Source organism: Streptomyces boluensis (assembly GCF_009908195.1).
GTDB classification, from domain to species: domain Bacteria; phylum Actinomycetota; class Actinomycetes; order Streptomycetales; family Streptomycetaceae; genus Streptomyces; species Streptomyces boluensis.
In genome coordinates this window covers 1-15,692 of sequence record NZ_JAAAHS010000163.1, presented here as the reverse complement: position 1 = coordinate 15,692, position 15,692 = coordinate 1, and the positions used below count along the sequence as shown (strand labels likewise).

The window sequence follows — 15,692 nt, the reverse complement described above, 5'->3', positions numbered from 1 at the left end:
GTGCCCCCACCTCAAACGCCGGAGGGGCTAACTTTTAGAGATCATCTCAATTGGTGAGTCTGCGGTAGCAGATGAGGGTGCAGGCGATGCTGGTGAAGGCCAGGAAGTGGATTGCCCGGTGGCGCCCCAGCTTCTGTGACGTCTCAACTCCCTTGCGGGCGATGCGCGGTGTTATGTGGCGTAGGCGGAGCCATTGCCGCAGGTGACGGTTGTCGTAGGCCTTGTCGGCGTGAAGCTTGGCGGGGCGCCGACGGCGTGGACCGCGCCGGGACCTGATTGGTGGGATGCCGCGCACGAGTGGTTCGAGAGCCTGGCTGTCATGAAGGTTCGCGCCGGAGATGCCGACAGAAAGCGGCAGTCCGGTCCGCTCGGTGATCAAGTGGATCTTCGAACCGTACTTGCCCCGATCTACAGGATTCGGACCCGTCAGGTCCCCTTTTTGAGGGCTCGCATGTTCACCGAGTCGATTGCGCATCGTGACCAGTCCAGCTCGCCTCGAGCCCCCAGCTCGTCCAGAGCCAGACGATGCAGTTTCGCCCAGACCCGCTGTCGGGTCCACTCCATGAACCGGCGGTGAGCCGTGGCCCCGGACGGCCCAAACACGGGCGGGACCTGAGACCACGTGCACCCGGTCGTGGCCACGAAGACAATCGCCGCCAACACCTCACGGTCACCATGGCGGCGCCGGCCACCACCCTGCGGCCGAGTCGGCATCTCCGGCACCACCCGCTGGAACAACTCCCACAGTCCGTCAGGGACCAGACGTTCAGTCAGCAACACAGCGCCAGGCTACCGGAATCTCCAATTGAGATGATCTCTAAGGTGGCTCAGACGGGCGGCAGCAGGTCGCTCTCGCTGATGGTGTACGTCAGCTCGGGGTAGACGAAGTCCGTTTCCTGGTTCTCACGGCGCCGCAGCCCGTAGAACTCACGCCTTTGCTCGTCGTCGGCCGACACGAGGTGCGTCCCCTGCGGGAGCCACGCCTGTCCGTCGCGGAACCGGACCACGGTCTTGGACGTGCGAAAGGTCACGCCCAGCCATGGGTTCTCCGCCGCCCGGACGGACGCGTCGAGCACGATTTTGTGCCTGAGCCGCCGGTTCGTCTCGACGGAGAACGCAACAACGGAGTTGTGGGCGAGGGGAATCTCGAACGTCTCACCGTTGGATTCCTTGGGTTCCTTGGATTCGAAGATCAGCTTCCTCGGCGGGGCCTCTTCGGGATATTGGTAGCAGGAGTAGACGGCGATGAACGACTCGTCGGCCAGATCGAGGGCTTGGTCGGAATGCCCACCCATCTTCTTGTACGCGTTCGTGTAGGTCTCGATGAGCGCGTTGTTGAAACCGACCGGAAGCCCCGCACTCTCCTGAATCCGTCGCGCCAACTCCTCGTGCACCACCCGGAATCGCTGCGCCGGGCTGCCGTACCGAGTGGTGGTCCGCACGAGAGGCACACCGCCGGCCTCGTCGATCCTGGTGAGCACGGCGCCTCGCCGGCCCTTGCCCACGTCTTCCCAACGAGTCGACGCGGACAGCTCCGCAAAGAGATTCCTCTCGTCCGGCAGAGCCACCGAGATAACCTCGTCCGAAATCTCAGGCATGCGGGGCAACGTAATCTCCCGTGTTCATGCTGAAGCGGAACCTGTCGCCGTAATCGATGAACGAAGAGGCCCTGTTCTCCTCGGCGTACATCCCGCGCAGCTCGTCCATGCCGGCCTGTGTGGGCGGTTCGAGCTCCACCAGGTCTCCGGCCTTCTTGAGGTACGTGTGGCCGTTCTTGTGCACAGCTTCGGCGCCCGAACAGCGCACCACGTATCCCAGGCGGGTCGGGAGCAGCTCGGCGTCCAGCTTCGAGGGCCGGATTTCGTGCGTGTACAGGCGGTTGGTGGACAGCGGCATGAAGAAGACGGAGCCGGGATAAAGCGTCACGCTGAACTGCGCAGGGAGGCCGGCCTCTTCGTTCTCTGCGGCCGACCCCTTGAGGCGGAAACGGAGTTCGGTCAGTGCGCTGACACCCCGTACGCCGTAGTCGAAAACGTCCTCGGCCAAGGGCTGCAGATGGTCGAGCCGGTCGTAGAACGTACAGAAGGCCATGACGCCATTGACGGGCATGTCCTTGGTCTTGTCGGCGTGGGAGGAGATCTTGGCCTTGGACTGCTTTCGCTCAGCCGTGGCACGGGTGTTGTGGTAGATCTGCGCGAGAACGTGATTCAGCGGTGCCTGGTCCCGGAATATGTTGGCGGCTTCGCGATTCAGAGCGTCGACGATTTGCGCATCCGTCGGGCCGAAGTTCTCGGTCGGGCCCGAGAGATTCGTGGAGCACCGGAGCAGGCGGAAATGCAGGTCGTCACCGTCTCGCGCGACGGGCGTCAGATAAATACCGCTGCGGTGAGCCGTTCCGGGCTTAGTGGACTCCGTCAGGGACTGGAACTCGTGCTCCGTACTGATCCGTCCGAAATGACCGGCGTCGATTCCGAAGAACCGGCGGTAGTGTACGCCGAAGCCGTGCACACGGACGGGAACCCGGCCGAGGCCGACGACAGTCCAGGACTCGTCGAGGTCCTCCAGGTGACCGTCCGACAGCTCCCGGACCACCAACACCCGGGCAGCAGCGCGCAGTTCGCGACCACTGATCCCGGATGCATCGCCACACAGGTAGACAGTCCTCCCTGCGAGGTCGGGCGCACAAGCTGCCAGCTCGTCCGGCGTGATCGTCGCCCCGAAGAAGTCCCTGACCAAGTCGTTGTCCTGCAACGCCGAGGGCGCGACCAGGATGTTGCTCACATCCTCGATGCGAGCTTCCGCCGACTCCGTCAGCTCCGTTGTGTACATCAAGCGGCACCTGTCATTCGCAGATCCTGACGGACTTACTCAAACTGTGGACATGGCAAAGGCCCGCACTCCCGCGTTTCCGCCGCGCAGCGCAAACGAAAAGAATCGGACCGTTGAACCCTGATGTTCGCACGGTGCTGTACACCGAGCAACGGCGTGCTACAGCAAGGGCGTTGGGTCGATGCTGTCGTAGTGGGCGAGGGCGAGGGCGAGTTCGCAGGCGTCGAGCATGGCCAGGTTGGCACCGACCCCGAGTGGGGGCATGAGGTGAGTCGCGTCACCGAGCAGCGTCACGGTGGGTCTGTGCTCCCAGGTGTGCGGGACGGGCAGGGCGAAGATCGGGCGGTCGACGTAGCGGCCGTCGTTGTCGGCGATCAGCCGGCGCAGGCGCGGTGACCAGTCGCGGTAGCGCTCCAGGAGCACGGCGCGGATGCCGTCGGTGTCCTGAAGGGTGAGGCTGTCGGCGAAGTGCAGTTGTCGAGGGCCTGCGTCGGGGCCGCCGACGGACTGCGGGGTGTGGCTCCGGCGTACGGTGCCGGGCTTGAGCGAGTTGAGCAGCAGGTCGCGCAACTGGCCGCGGTCGATCTCCGGTTTGAACCGCTCGCCGCCGTCCGGGACATGGTGCGAGAGGGTCGTGCCGGCGGGGTCCACCTGTCGCGCGCGTGAGCCGGCTCCGCCCGGCGTGCGGACCCGGCGTGCGGACCCGGCGACGGTGACGAGGTGGCGTCGAAGGTGCGGCGACAGGCGTACGCGAATTTCGCCTCGCGATCTCACGCAGTGCAGTGCGGACGGAACCGTCCACCGTGCTCGTCTCGTGGTCGACAGGTGACCTGAGAATGTCCGGAGACCGCGAAGAGGCCACGCCGCGTGCCGCAGACCGGACAGTTCCACGCGGCGGCTTCGGGGCAACAATCCAGGGGGACTTGACCGATGAACAACTCCGAGAACGGCCCGCGCCTCGGCCGCCGATCCCTGCTGGCCGGTGCGGCCGGCTCCGTCGGTATCGCAGCTCTGACGACGGCCACGGTACGGGCGGCTCCGGGGAGTACGCCGGCAGACGTCCCGGCAGACGTCCCGGGGGACGTCCCGGCGGCCGCCCCGTATCCGCCGAACCGGCCCGAGCTCGAACCCTACGGCCTCGCCGACACCGACCGGGAACTGTGGCCGCGCGAGGACAACTCCCTGCTTCTTCCGCTCGAACTGCGGCCTCAGGACCAGGAGTTGGGTCGGGCCTGGATCCGGGACACCTACGTCAACTGCTTCGAGGTGGACGGCCGCCCGCTCTACGTTGCCACCGGAACCACCCGGGCCCCTGGGGAGGGCGGGCCCGCCCCGTGGAACGACGGCATCTACGTGTGGCTGTCGCGCTCCGTGCAGGGGCCGTGGACCCTGGCCAACACGACCACGGTCCGGCCGGGCGCGGCGAAGGGCAAGGTGTGGTCGCCCGAGTTCGCCGACGAGAACCGGCCCGGCCGTACGGTCGTCGCGCCGTGGCAGGAGTACTGGCACGACGACGAGTTCGGCAAGCGCGGTGACGTCTGGGCGCCGGAGCTGCACTACTTCCGCGGCAAGTGGTACATCGTCGCCTGCATGGGCGACCACTCCCGGAAGGTCGGCTCGTTCATGCTGGTGAGCGACGACGGCGTCGCGGGCCCGTACCGGCTCGTCGGCGGCAACCTGGACAAGCCGTTCGGTGAACTGGCGCCCGGCGGGCCGGACTTCATCGAACCGGGCGCCTACTTCCACATCGACGGCGGCCTCTACGCCGAGGGCGACGAGGCGTGGCTCGTACTGCACAACGACCTCTACGCGAAGTTCCGGGACGACATGGAGGACATCGTCCCGACCACGGACCTGCCTCGCTTCCGGCAGACGCGGTACTCCCCCGAGCCGTACCTCGAGGGCGCCCACGTGTTCCGGCACGGCGGCAAATACTACCTCGTGCACGCCGCGTGGAACCGCTCGTCGACCAACCCCGACGGCACCCCGCGCCACGCCTACGACCCTCCGGCCGAGGGCCGCGCATACGACCAGTACGACGCGGTCGTCGCCGTCTCGGACCGCTTCGAGGGACCGTACTCGAAGCGCTGGACCGCAGGCATCGGCGCAGGCCACAACAACTTCTTCGAGGACCACGAAGGCGGGTTGTGGGCCACGTTCTTCCGCAACCCCGCCCATGGGTACTGGTCCGATCCCACCCGCAAGGCCGACGCCGCCGTACCCGGAGTCGTACGCCTGGAATGGACCGGCCCGGAAGGCAACCGCCTCTACGTCCGGCGCCGGGACGCGAACGGCTTCGAGCACCGGCTACGAGCACCGGCTTCGAGCCGACGAAACGACCTCGGAAGTCCACTGACAAGCAGGTGAGTTGAGGTCGCCGCCGGGACCGTCGGAGCCGTGATGTGATCACCCCATGACCACGTCAGCGCCACCCGATTGGCCACACTGCGGAGACGGAGCCGGTCCCGGCAGCGATCTTGTCGGGTGCACGGGACGCAAGGTGGAGCCGTATACCAACTGTCTGGCCCATCTCTCGGCCGGCGACCGTGCCGCCTACCTGTCCGGTCTGGAGCCCGGCTTCAGCGTCGATCACCGCGGCACACTGTTGAGTGCGGAACTGCTGGATGGAATTCTCGCCCAACTCAAGGATCCTGACACCAACCAGGCTCGCCTCGGCGAAGCACGGTTTGACCGTGCGCGGTTCACCGACAATGTCCGATTCATCGACGTACACATCGACGGTAATGCCACATTCACTGGCGCGACTTTCCATGATGACGCGTCCTTCGTCAACATTCAGGTCGAAGGGGATGCCCTGTTCAACGGGTCGACCGTAAGGCATGCGACATTCAACCGGGCCGAGATCAGTGGCGACCTTCGATTCGACGGCGCACCTGTCGAGTGGGCAGATTTTCAATCCGTAAAGATCGGCGGGGCTCTCGAACTCTGCGACACCCACTTCACCTTCGGGGTCAATTTCAACGACGTCCACATTGGCGGCAACGCCAACCTCGAGGCCTTGTCGGCTCAATGGGTCAGCTTTACGGACACCGTGTTCGACCGCACCTCGCATTTGGGGCCACTTCTCTGCACGTCGCATTTCAGTCTTTTAAAGACAGAGTTCAAGCACGCCGTAATTATTGAAGCGGCAACACCCTCATTGACTTGCCAAGGCGTGCATTGGTCCGCCACTGCCGCACTGCGCTTACGGTATGCCGCCGTGGACATGAGTGACGCATTTCTGGAATATCCGGTGAGCGTCGCGTTCAACTCCCGCCCCTTTTACCTGTACGGCATCGGTGACGATCTGGAGGAACCGGAGATGGGAAGCGACAGTGTGCGAATGCTGTCGCTACGGGGAGTGGACGCCGCGCACCTCACACTCACCGACATCGACCTCACGGAATGCCTATTTGCCGGCACCATCCATCTGGACCAATTGCGTTTGGAGGGTGCCTATCCCATGCTTCCCGTGCCTTCGGGGTTGCGATGGCACGGCTGGCTGCCGATTCACTGGACCTCCCGCAGAACGCTTGCCGAAGAACATCACTGGCGCGCCGGCCGCAGCACCGCATCCGATGGCTGGGCCGCAGCTCCTGTGAATTCGGAGGTGCTCAAACCGATCGCACTGGCTCCGGTGTACCGACAACTGAGGAAGGCATTTGAGGACGCCAAGCACGAGCCCGGCGCCGCCGACTTCTACTACGGCGAAATGGAGATGCGCCGCCATGCCGACGACATCCCTGGAGCTGAGCGGGCCCTGCTCACCGCGTACTGGCTGCTGTCCGGTTACGGGCTGCGCGCCGCCCGCGCCATCGGCTGGCTCATCGCCGCCATGCTCACGACCATCACGCTCATGATGGGCTTCGGCCTGCCCAACGAGGCACCGAGGCAGGAGATCGTGCGGGAGAAGGTCGACGGCGAGTGGACGACCATCATCGACAAGCCCGATCCGAAGAACCCGACCGGCGACCGCTTCAACAAGGAGCGCTTCGAGGAGGCCCTCAACGTCACCCTGAACTCGGTGGTCTTCCGGTCCAGCGGCGAAGACCTGACGAAGGCCGGCGGCTACATCGAGATGGCCTCCCGCTTTCTGGAGCCAGTCCTGCTCGGTTTCGCGGCACTCGCCATCCGAGGCCGGGTCAAGCGAGGGAGCTGAGCGGCGGATCAGGCCCATCTCGCCCACACTGCACGGGACTTGACCGGGTGTACGCCCTCACCCCAAGACCCTTGATGCGTCTCGGTCACAGGGTTCATCTTTCGCCAGAGACTGCGTGCCGAAGCCTGGTGGTGCGCCGCATGACGCCGACCGTGGCGATGGTCCATGCAGCGCCCCAGGCGGCCCCCACCGCCAGCGCCGCGACCGCCGGCGCGGCCTCGGGTGGCGGTTCGCCGAGGGACGGCACGATCCCCGCGGCCCGCGCGCCGAATCCCACGACGCCCGCACCCACGGCGGCGATGCCCACCCAGGAAACGGTCAACGTCGCCCACCGCAGCACCCGTTGGGACAACGGCCTAAGAGGTCATCTCATTTGGCGAGTCTGCGGTAGCAGATGAGGGTGCAGGCGATGCTCGTGAAGGCGAGGAAGTGCTCGGCTTTGCGTTCGTAGCGTCGGTGGAGGCGGCGGCAGCCGGCGAGCCAGGCCATGGTGCGTTCGATGGTCCAGCGGTGGCGTCCCAGACGCTGTGAGGTCTCGATGCCCTTGCGGGCGATGCGGTGTCGGATACCCCACGGCGGTGTGCCGTTGCCCCGGACGGCCCGAAGGACGCTGCGGGCAGTTGCTGCCACGTGCAGCCTGACGTCGCCACGAACACGATCGCGGCCAGCACCTCGCGGTCGCCGTGGCGACGTCGGGCGCCACCTTGAGGCCGCGACGGCGCCTCCGGCACCACCCGCTGGAACAGTTGCCACAACTCATCCGGCACCAGCCGCTCAACGATCCCCACCACAACCGACAGCCAATCGAGCCAAATGAGATGACTTCTTAGCCCCTCCGGCGTTTGAGGAGGCCCGTCCGGCAGGACTTTCGGGAAGGGGCGGGCCCGGGGACAAACCACCCAGCGCCCGCAGCACCCCCCGAGCCGCCGCGTCGTTCTGCCGGAATGCCGGCGCATCCGTGCGCGGACGCGCGAACGCCGCCACCGCACGACTGGTCGTGGGCGCCCCGAGAGCGATGCGCCGCGGATGCGGACCGTCCCGCGTCAGGAGGCGGCCGTCTACGGGGGCGGTGCTGATGCGGCCGGTCGGCAGGTCCTCGCCATCACCGCTGCGGCGCTCCTCAAGCACCTGCCCCTCCCCGTCGAGCGCCGCGAGCAACGGGTCGGCGGTGCGTTCCACGGTGGGGTGCGGCAGATACGCCTCGACGAGGGCGGTCGCCGTGACCGTGTGGCCGGGCACCGTCGCCGAGCGGGCCCGGAACACCCCGTGCACCTCGTCCGCCTCCACCTCCAGACCCGCCCCGACGAAGCGGACGACGCCCGCGCGGGACAGCGCGAGCAGTTCGCGCAGCCGGAACGCGGGCGGCCCGGAGGCGAAGTAGCTGAAGAACCCGTGCCACCAGCCGTCGAGTTGGCGGGCCACCGAGTCGGGGCTGAGCCGCCCGGTCGCGGCGAGGCCGGGCAGCTGCCCGTACACCGAGAGCAGGGCGTAGAACGCGCCGAGGTCCGCGCTGTGGGCGGGGTCCGAGCGGCGGGCGACGTCGGCCTCGATGTGGGCGCGCAGGCGTTCCTGGAAGGCCTCGTGGCTGTCGTCGGTGAGTCCGGCGAGCGGCCGGTCGAGGGTCTCGAAGTCGAGCCGGTCGGCCGGGTCGGGCACGGCATCGGCGACGAGTGCGGCGGTCTCGGGCGCGTACCAGTCGTGGGTGTCGTACGCGGCGAGGAACCGTGGCCAGTCGAGGGTGGTGCGGTCCGGGTGGGCGTGGAACAGCTCGTGGTAGTAGCCGTAGCCGATCTCCTTGGCGAGCAGCGGCCAGATGTCCCGGCGCAGGTCGAGGAGGCGGTCCGCGCGGCGGGAGGCCTCGGCGGCGGCGCCGATCTGTTCGGGGCCGAAGTACCGGGGCAACGGGGCGCGTTCGGCGCGGAGTTGGTAGCCGGGCTTGGAGCGGTAGGGCACGCCGCGGCGTGAGCCGACGTGCAGGACCGGCTCGCGGCCCGAGGGGTGGTAGGTGAGCGTGCCGTCCGGGCCTGTGGTGTAGCGGCCGCCGCGGCCCTCGGTGAGCAGGGCGGTCAGGTCGATGAAGGCCAGGCCGAAGCCGCGCAGCAGTATGTGCGTGCCGGGGGCGATGCCGCTGAGGTCGGCGTCGGCGCTGAACTCCGGTGGCTGGTAGGTGAGTTGATGCCGGTCGGCGAAGGCGGCGAGGGCGGCCTGTTCCGGGGTGGGCGCCGCCGACAGGTGCCCCTGGGCGAGGATGACCAGGTCGGCTTCGAGGGGTGCGGCACGGTCGGCGAGGTGGACGCGCTGCGGCCCGTCGGCCGGGCCGGTGAGCCGGGTGGCGGTGGTGCGGTGCACCCGTACGGTGATGTGCGGGGGCAGGTCGGCGACGGCGCGGTGGAAGGCCCAGTGGAGGTAGGCGCCCTGGACGCGGCGGGTGGGGAAGTCGGTGGAGCGCAGGCTGCGCAGCTCCTCGCGTACGTCCGGGTCGGCGGGCGGGCGCAGCGGCGGGTAGCGGCCCGGCTCGGCGGCCCAGGCGGCGAGGGACGGGCCGGGGCGTACCGGCCCTTCGAGGGTGGAGCTGTTGTCGGTGAACACGGTGACGTCCTCGGCCATGGAGTTCATGCGCAGCAGCGGCGACTGCGCGTGCCGCCAGACCCGTCCGGGGCCCGGCGGGTGCGGGTCGACCAGATGGATGCGCAACTTCCGTGCGGGGTCGAGGAGTTCGGGGGCGTTGGCGGCGATGCGGTCGAGGAGGCCGATGGCGCGGGGTCCGGCGCCGACGATGACGAGGACGGCGTGGCGGGGGTACGGGTCGGCGGTCATCGGCGCTCCCCCTGGGTGTCGCGCTCCTCGCGGGTGTCGCGCGGCGCGGGGGTATCGCGCGGCGCGGGTGGCGCGTCGGGTGCGGTGGCGGTGCGCAGTCGGGCGGCCAGGGTGGCGCCCTGGGTGCGCAGACGTTGCAGTGGGGTGGCGGGGAGGGTGCGTTCGGCGCCGCGCGCGTAGTACCGCTCGACGTAGAACTGGACGGCGGTGAGCACCGTGGTGACGGCGATGTACCAGAGGGTGGCGACCAGGAGCAGCGGGATCACCTGGTACGTGCGGTTGTAGACCAACTGCACGGAGTACAGGAGGTCTTGGACGGCGAGGATGGACACGATGCTGGTGCCCTTGAGGGTGCCGATCAGCATGTTGCCCGCGGTGGGGACGATGGAGCGCATGGCCTGCGGCACCACGATGCGGCGAAGCAGCCGCCACCGGCTCAGGCCAAGTGACTGGGCGGCCTCGGTCTGTCCTGCGTCGACGGAGAGGATGCCGCCGCGCACCACTTCGGCCGCGTACGCCGCCTCGTGCAGGGTGAGTCCGATGAGTGCGGTGGCGGCGGCGCCGAAGAGGTTGACGGTCTTGACGGTGACGAATTCCGGGCCGAAGGGGATGCCGAGGCCGAGTGTCGGGTAGAGCGCGCCGATGTTGAACCAGAACAGCAACTGGACGAGCAGCGGGGTGGAGCGGAAGATCCAGATGTAGCCCCAACTGAGCGTGCGCAGCACGGGGTTGGCGGAGAGTCGAAGGACCGCGAGCAGGGTGCCGACGAGGAAGCCGAGCGCCATCACGGCCGCGGTCAGCCACAGGGTGAGGAACAGCCCGTCGAGGACGGCGGGCGTCGTGAAGTAGGCGCCGACCACATCCCATTGGAAGCGCGGGTTGCGGATCACCGAGTTCGCGACCATCACGAACAGGAGCAGCGCGACGGCTGCGGCGAGCAGCCGGCCGGGGCGGCGGCGGGCGACGGTCCGGGGCGCGGGGCTGTGTTCGGCGGCCTCGGTCACGGACTCGGTCACGGACTCGGGCGGAGGTGTCGGGTGCAGGACGGCCATGAGTGGGCTCCGGGATTCGGGCAGGTCGAAGCGGACTCCGCGCCGTTGTTCGCGTCACCTGCCGTGCCCCTCAACACGACCGGAGCGGACGGGTGTTGACCCTGGTGTCCGGCTCCTCGGTCGAGCGTACGACGGTGCTGCTGCGGCAGTGTGAACAGCGTGTGGCAGCAGCCGGTGGGCGCCCGTTCGCCTGTTGACGGGCCGGAAAACGCGGTGCTCCACTGAGGGCATGTCCGCAGAGCTGCCGCTGGTCACCCGCGACCACATCGACTTCGGTCGAGTGTGGTCCGCCGCGTGTCACGCCTGACCCGGACCTTGAGCCCGCGCGCCCCGCGCGTACGGACCACGCCCCCTTTTCTCACCTGTACCTCCCGCGCACTCGCCGCGCCGCGTCACCGCCCCTCGGTACGCCCCCCCGTTCACGTATGCCATGAAAGGCACGCTCATGCCTGTGGAGTTCCTCGGGATCGCCGCCACCAACGACGGCTCCGAGACCGGCGCGCGCTCCGGCGCCGCCTTCGACAAGGAGTACACACTGCGGCTCGCCCGCGCCCACGAGGACCACGGCTGGGACCGGGTCCTGTTCGCGTACAGCTCGGGCTCGCCGATCCCATCACCGGCCGCCGCGTATCTGGCCGCCAAGGTGGAGAAGCTGCAGATCCTGCTCGCGCACCGGCCCAACGTGTCGTACCCGACGTACGCGGCGCGGAGTTTCGCGACCCTCGACCAGATCAGCGACGGCCGCCTCACCGTGCACTTCATCACCGGCGGCAGCGACCACGAGCAGGGCCGCGAGGGCGACACGCTCACCAAGGACGAGCGGTACGCCCGCACCCGCGAGTACATCGACATCGTCAAGCAGGTGTGGACGCGCCACGAGGCCTTCGACCACGAGGGCGAGCACTACCGCTTCCATGACTTCGTCAGCGATGTGTTCCCGGCCCAACTCCCGCGCCCCGGCGTGTCGTTCGGGGGTTCGTCGGCGGCGGCATACGCGGCGGGCGGCGCCGAGGCGGACGTGTTCTGCCTGTGGGGCGAGCCGCTCGCGGAGACCGCGCAGCAGATCGAGGCGGTCAAGGCGGCGGCGAAGGCGGCGGGCCGTACGGACGTGCCGCGTATCCAGGTGGCGTTCCGGCCGATCATCGCGCCCACCGAGGAGCTGGCCTGGGAGAAGGCGCACCGCACGGTGGGCGCCATCAAGGAGCGCCGCGAGCAGGGCCTCGTACGGCACCACCGGGGCGACAACCCGCAGAACGCCGGCTCGCAGCGGCTGATCGCGATCGCCGAGCAGGGCGAACGGTACGACCGCGCCCTGTGGACGCCGACCGCCGCCGCCACCGGTGGCGCGGGCAACTCCAACGCCCTGGTCGGCACCCCGGAGACGGTGGCGCGGGCGCTCCTCGACTACTACGACCTGGGCGTGGACATCCTCTCGGCACGCGGCTACGACCTGCTGGGCGACGCGATCGACTTCGGCCGGCATGTCATTCCGCTGGTGCGCGAGGAGGTCGCCAAGCGGGACGCGGAGCGGGCGGCGCGCGGCCCGCACGCCCTCGACCCGGGGCTCGCCGCGGCGGTCTCCGGATGACGTCCGCCGCCGCGCCGCTGACGGTGGTGCGGGTCGCCGCCGACGACCCGCTGGCGCGCCCGCTGATGCGGGAGCTCGGCGACGAGTACTCGCGGCGCTACGGCGGCGACGCGCACGCCGAGCTGCTGCGCTATCCGGCGGCCGAGTTCGCCGCGCCGGGCGGTGTGCTGCTTCTGCTGCTCGACGCGGGCGAGCCGGTGGCGGGCGGGGCGTTCCGGCGCCACGAGACGCCGTCGCCCCGTACGGCCGAGCTGAAGAGGATCTGGACGCACTCGGCGCACCGCAGGCGGGGCCTGGCCCGGCGGGTGCTGGCCGAGCTGGAGCGGGAGGCGGAGCGGCGCGGCTACCGGCGGGTGTACCTCACCACCGGGCCGCGCCAGCCGGAGGCCCGCGGCCTGTACCTGGCCACGGGCTACACCCCGCTGTTCGACACGGCCGCCGACCCCGAGTCCATCGGGCCACTGCCGTTCGAGAAGCACCTCGCCCCTGAACAGCGCACAGCCACCCCGCACTTGAACCACACCCCACCCCAACTCACGTATCCCCCAGCGCACTTCGAGACCGAGGCCTGAACACCATGCGCAGAAGAACGGCCGCCGCCGTCACGTCCATAGCCCTGCCGCTGCTCGCCCTGACCGGCTGCGGCAGCGGCGACCCCGCCGCCGGGCAGCCCGCGGGCGCGGCCTCGGCGGCGCCGTCGGCGGATGTGGTCGGCAAGGTCCGCGAGGACCCGGCGCTGGCGAAGCTGCTCCCCGCCGAGGTGCGCGAGCGCGGCACGCTGCGCCTCGCCAGCTCGGTCGGCGCCCCGCCGAGCGCCTTCCACCCCAGCGCCGACAGCGACGAGCCGGCCGGTCAGGACATCGACATCGCGGACGCGGTGGGCCGGGTGCTCGGCGTGAAGCTGGAGCGCCAGGAGGCGAGCTTCGAGGCGATCCTTCCGGCCCTGGAGAGCGGCAAGTTCGATGTGGGCACTGGCAACTTCGGGGTCACCGAGGAACGCCTTCGCACCATCGACTTCGTCACGTACATCAACGACGGGCAGGGCTTCTCCGTCCGCAAGGACGAGCGGGACCTGAAGAAGGTGACGAGCCTGGTGCAGCTGTGCGGCAAGGCCGTCGGCGTCGGCGCGGGCACCACGTTCGAGACCACCCTGGAGGAGCGGAAGGGGGTGTGCGCCGAGGCCGGGAAGAAGCCGTACGAGGTGAAGGTGTACTCGGAGAACGCGGCGGCCCTGACCAGCCTCCAGCAGCGCCGGATCGACGTGATCATGTCGACCATCAACGGCCTGCGCTACCAGGCCGCGCAGCCCGCGGCGGGCGTGAAGTTCCTCGGCGAGTTCCAGCGGCTCGACGTGGGCTTCGCCCTGAAGAAGGGCTCGCCGCTCGCGAAGGCGTTCCGGGCGGCCGTGAACAAGCTGATCGACGACGGCACGTACGACAGGATCCTGAAGAAGTGGGGCACGGAGAAGTCGGCCCTCACCGAGTCGCGGATCAACCCGCCCGAGGTCAAGGCGGAGAAGCCGTGAGCGCCGCGGCCTCCGCCCCGGAGCTGACCGCCGAACCGGCCCTGGTTCACGAGGAGTTGAAGGTGGTGCCCGCCCGGCACTACTGGCGCTGGTTCGCCGGCGTGGCCGTCCTGGTGCTGCTCGCCCAGTTCACGCACGGGCTGCTCACCAACCCGGCCTGGGAGTGGGATGTCTTCTTCGCGCATCTGACCGCGGACAGTGTGCTGCACGCGGTCTGGGTGACCCTCCAACTCACCGTGTACGGCACGGTGTTGGGCTTCGCGCTCGGTCTGGTCATCGCCCTGATGCGGCTCTCCCGCAGCCCGCTGCTGGCTGCCGTCGCCTGGGCGTACGTGTGGGCGTTCCGGTCCATTCCGCTGATCGTGCAGTTGCTGTTCTGGTTCAACCTGGCTTATCTCTACGACGAGTTGGGCGTCGGGGTGCCGTTCGGTCCGGTGCTGTGGAGCTTCGGCACGATGAACCTGGTGGGCGCGATGTCCGCCGCGGTGATCGGTCTCGCCCTGCACCAGGCGGCGTACGCGGCGGAGATCGTGCGCGGCGGGTTCCTGTCCGTCGACCCGGGGCAGTTGGAGGCGGCGGCCGCGCTCGGGGTGCCGAGGCTGCGGCAGTTGCGCCGGATCGTGCTGCCGCAGGCAATGCGCTCGGTGCTGCCGAACGCCGCCAACGAGATCGTGTCGCTGTTCAAGGGCACGTCGATCGTGTCGGTCATGGCCATCGGCGAACTCTTCTACCAGGTGCAGGTGATCTACGGCCGCAACGGCCGGGTCGTACCGCTCCTGATGGTCGCCACGGCCTGGTACGTGGTGCTCAGCACCGTCCTGTCCGTCGCCCAGTACTACGTGGAGCGGCACTTCGCGCGCGGCGCCGACCGCACTCCCCCGCCCACCCCGGTGCAGCGCGCCCGCACCTTTCTGCACACCCTCAAGGAGAAGCGATGAGCAGCAGTGCCGTGATGGTCGACATCCGCGGCGTCCACAAGAGTTTCGGGGCGCACGAGGTGCTGCGCGGCGTCGACCTCCAGGTGCGGGCGAGCGAGGTCACCGTGGTGATCGGGCCGTCCGGCTCGGGCAAGTCGACGCTGCTGCGGGGCATCAACCACCTGGAGAAGCTGGACCGCGGCTCGGTGAGCATCGACGGGGAGCTGGTGGGCTACCGGCGGCGCGGCGACAAGCTGTACGAGCTGAAGGAGCGGGAGATCCTGCGCCGCCGCACCCGTATCGGCTTCGTCTTCCAGAACTTCAACCTGTTCCCGCACCTGACGGTCCTGGAGAACATCACCGAGGCGCCCGTGTCGGCGCTCGGGCGCTCCCGGAGCCAAGCGACCGTACGGGCAAGGGAGTTGCTGGCACGGGTGGGTCTGGCCGACAAGGAGCGGGCGTACCCACGGCAACTGTCCGGCGGGCAGCAGCAGCGGGTGGCGATCGCGCGGGCGCTCGCCCTCGACCCGCGGGTGCTGCTGTTCGACGAGCCGACCTCGGCGCTCGACCCGGAGCTGGTCGGCGAGGTCCTGGACGTGATCAAGGACGTGGCGCGGGCCGGCACGACGATGATCGTGGTCACGCACGAAATCGGGTTCGCCCGCGAGATCGCCGACACGGTGGTGTTCATGGACGACGGGCTGATCGTCGAGCAGGGCCCGCCCGAGCAGGTGCTCGACCATCCGCGCCAGGACCGTACTCGGGCCTTCCTGGCGAAGGTCCTGTGAGCCCCGCCCCGCACTCC

12 protein-coding genes and 4 pseudogenes are annotated in these 15,692 nt (G+C 68.9%); 7 read left to right on the top strand and 9 right to left on the bottom strand.

Going from position 1 to position 15,692, the window contains the following annotated elements:
• Positions 1-46: 46 nt before the first annotated feature.
• The 4 genes and pseudogenes from GUY60_RS20530 to GUY60_RS20515 form a co-directional block, all read right to left on the bottom strand.
• Positions 47-714 (bottom strand): annotated as a pseudogene (locus tag GUY60_RS20530) (IS5 family transposase).
• Between the two features lie 113 nt (positions 715-827).
• Positions 828-1,598, bottom strand: coding sequence for a hypothetical protein (locus GUY60_RS20525; protein WP_161699951.1), 771 nt, complete (start codon positions 1,596-1,598; stop codon positions 828-830).
• Positions 1,591-2,829: a hypothetical protein gene (locus tag GUY60_RS20520; RefSeq protein ID WP_161699949.1), complete on the bottom strand. Its 1,239-nt coding sequence runs from the start codon at positions 2,827-2,829 to the stop codon at positions 1,591-1,593. Before GUY60_RS20520 ends, GUY60_RS20525 begins: the two co-directional genes overlap by 8 nt.
• Before the next feature lie 177 nt (positions 2,830-3,006).
• Positions 3,007-3,498: pseudogene (locus tag GUY60_RS20515) on the bottom strand (FAD-dependent oxidoreductase); the annotation flags it as partial.
• Between the two features lie 261 nt (positions 3,499-3,759).
• Here GUY60_RS20515 and GUY60_RS20510 point away from each other — a divergent pair.
• A complete protein-coding gene (locus GUY60_RS20510) occupies positions 3,760-5,196 on the top strand; it encodes a family 43 glycosylhydrolase (protein WP_161699947.1) in 1,437 nt (478 codons plus the stop codon).
• A gap of 133 nt (positions 5,197-5,329) precedes the next feature.
• A complete protein-coding gene (locus tag GUY60_RS20505) occupies positions 5,330-6,988 on the top strand; it encodes a pentapeptide repeat-containing protein (RefSeq protein WP_312866365.1) in 1,659 nt (552 codons plus the stop codon).
• 94 nt (positions 6,989-7,082) lie between these two features.
• Here GUY60_RS20505 and GUY60_RS20500 read toward each other — a convergent pair whose 3' ends face one another.
• The 5 genes and pseudogenes from GUY60_RS20500 to GUY60_RS20485 all read right to left on the bottom strand — a co-directional run bounded on the left by GUY60_RS20500 (position 7,083) and on the right by GUY60_RS20485 (position 10,848).
• Positions 7,083-7,310, bottom strand: a complete 228-nt coding sequence (locus GUY60_RS20500; protein WP_161699944.1) for a hypothetical protein — start codon at positions 7,308-7,310, stop codon at positions 7,083-7,085.
• Between the two features lie 47 nt (positions 7,311-7,357).
• A pseudogene (locus GUY60_RS39120) lies at positions 7,358-7,549 on the bottom strand (transposase); the annotation flags it as partial.
• 71 nt (positions 7,550-7,620) lie between these two features.
• Positions 7,621-7,719 (bottom strand): annotated as a pseudogene (locus GUY60_RS39115) (IS5/IS1182 family transposase); the annotation flags it as partial.
• 43 nt (positions 7,720-7,762) lie between these two features.
• The gene (locus GUY60_RS20490; protein WP_161699942.1) at positions 7,763-9,805 is read right to left on the bottom strand and encodes an FAD/NAD(P)-binding protein; all 2,043 of its coding nucleotides are present in this window, start codon (positions 9,803-9,805) and stop codon (positions 7,763-7,765) included.
• A complete protein-coding gene (locus GUY60_RS20485; protein ID WP_376771283.1) occupies positions 9,802-10,848 on the bottom strand; it encodes an amino acid ABC transporter permease in 1,047 nt (348 codons plus the stop codon). Before GUY60_RS20485 ends, GUY60_RS20490 begins: the two co-directional genes overlap by 4 nt.
• Positions 10,849-11,302: 454 nt before the next feature.
• Here GUY60_RS20485 and GUY60_RS20480 point away from each other — a divergent pair, with 454 nt between their 5' ends.
• Genes GUY60_RS20480 through GUY60_RS20460 form a run of 5 tightly spaced genes read left to right on the top strand, consistent with a single transcriptional unit; the run spans position 11,303 to position 15,675 of the window.
• A complete protein-coding gene (locus tag GUY60_RS20480; protein ID WP_161699938.1) occupies positions 11,303-12,445 on the top strand; it encodes an LLM class flavin-dependent oxidoreductase in 1,143 nt (380 codons plus the stop codon).
• Positions 12,442-13,017, top strand: a complete 576-nt coding sequence (locus GUY60_RS20475) for a GNAT family N-acetyltransferase (protein WP_161699936.1) — start codon at positions 12,442-12,444, stop codon at positions 13,015-13,017. Before GUY60_RS20480 ends, GUY60_RS20475 begins: the two co-directional genes overlap by 4 nt.
• A gap of 5 nt (positions 13,018-13,022) precedes the next feature.
• Positions 13,023-13,970, top strand: a complete 948-nt coding sequence (locus GUY60_RS39110) for an ABC transporter substrate-binding protein (RefSeq protein WP_161699934.1) — start codon at positions 13,023-13,025, stop codon at positions 13,968-13,970.
• Positions 13,967-14,908: an amino acid ABC transporter permease gene (locus tag GUY60_RS39105; RefSeq protein WP_161699932.1), complete on the top strand. Its 942-nt coding sequence runs from the start codon at positions 13,967-13,969 to the stop codon at positions 14,906-14,908. Before GUY60_RS39110 ends, GUY60_RS39105 begins: the two co-directional genes overlap by 4 nt.
• A 14-nt stretch (positions 14,909-14,922) precedes the next feature.
• Positions 14,923-15,675: an amino acid ABC transporter ATP-binding protein gene (locus GUY60_RS20460; protein ID WP_187370085.1), complete on the top strand. Its 753-nt coding sequence runs from the start codon at positions 14,923-14,925 to the stop codon at positions 15,673-15,675.
• Positions 15,676-15,692: the final 17 nt, after the last annotated feature.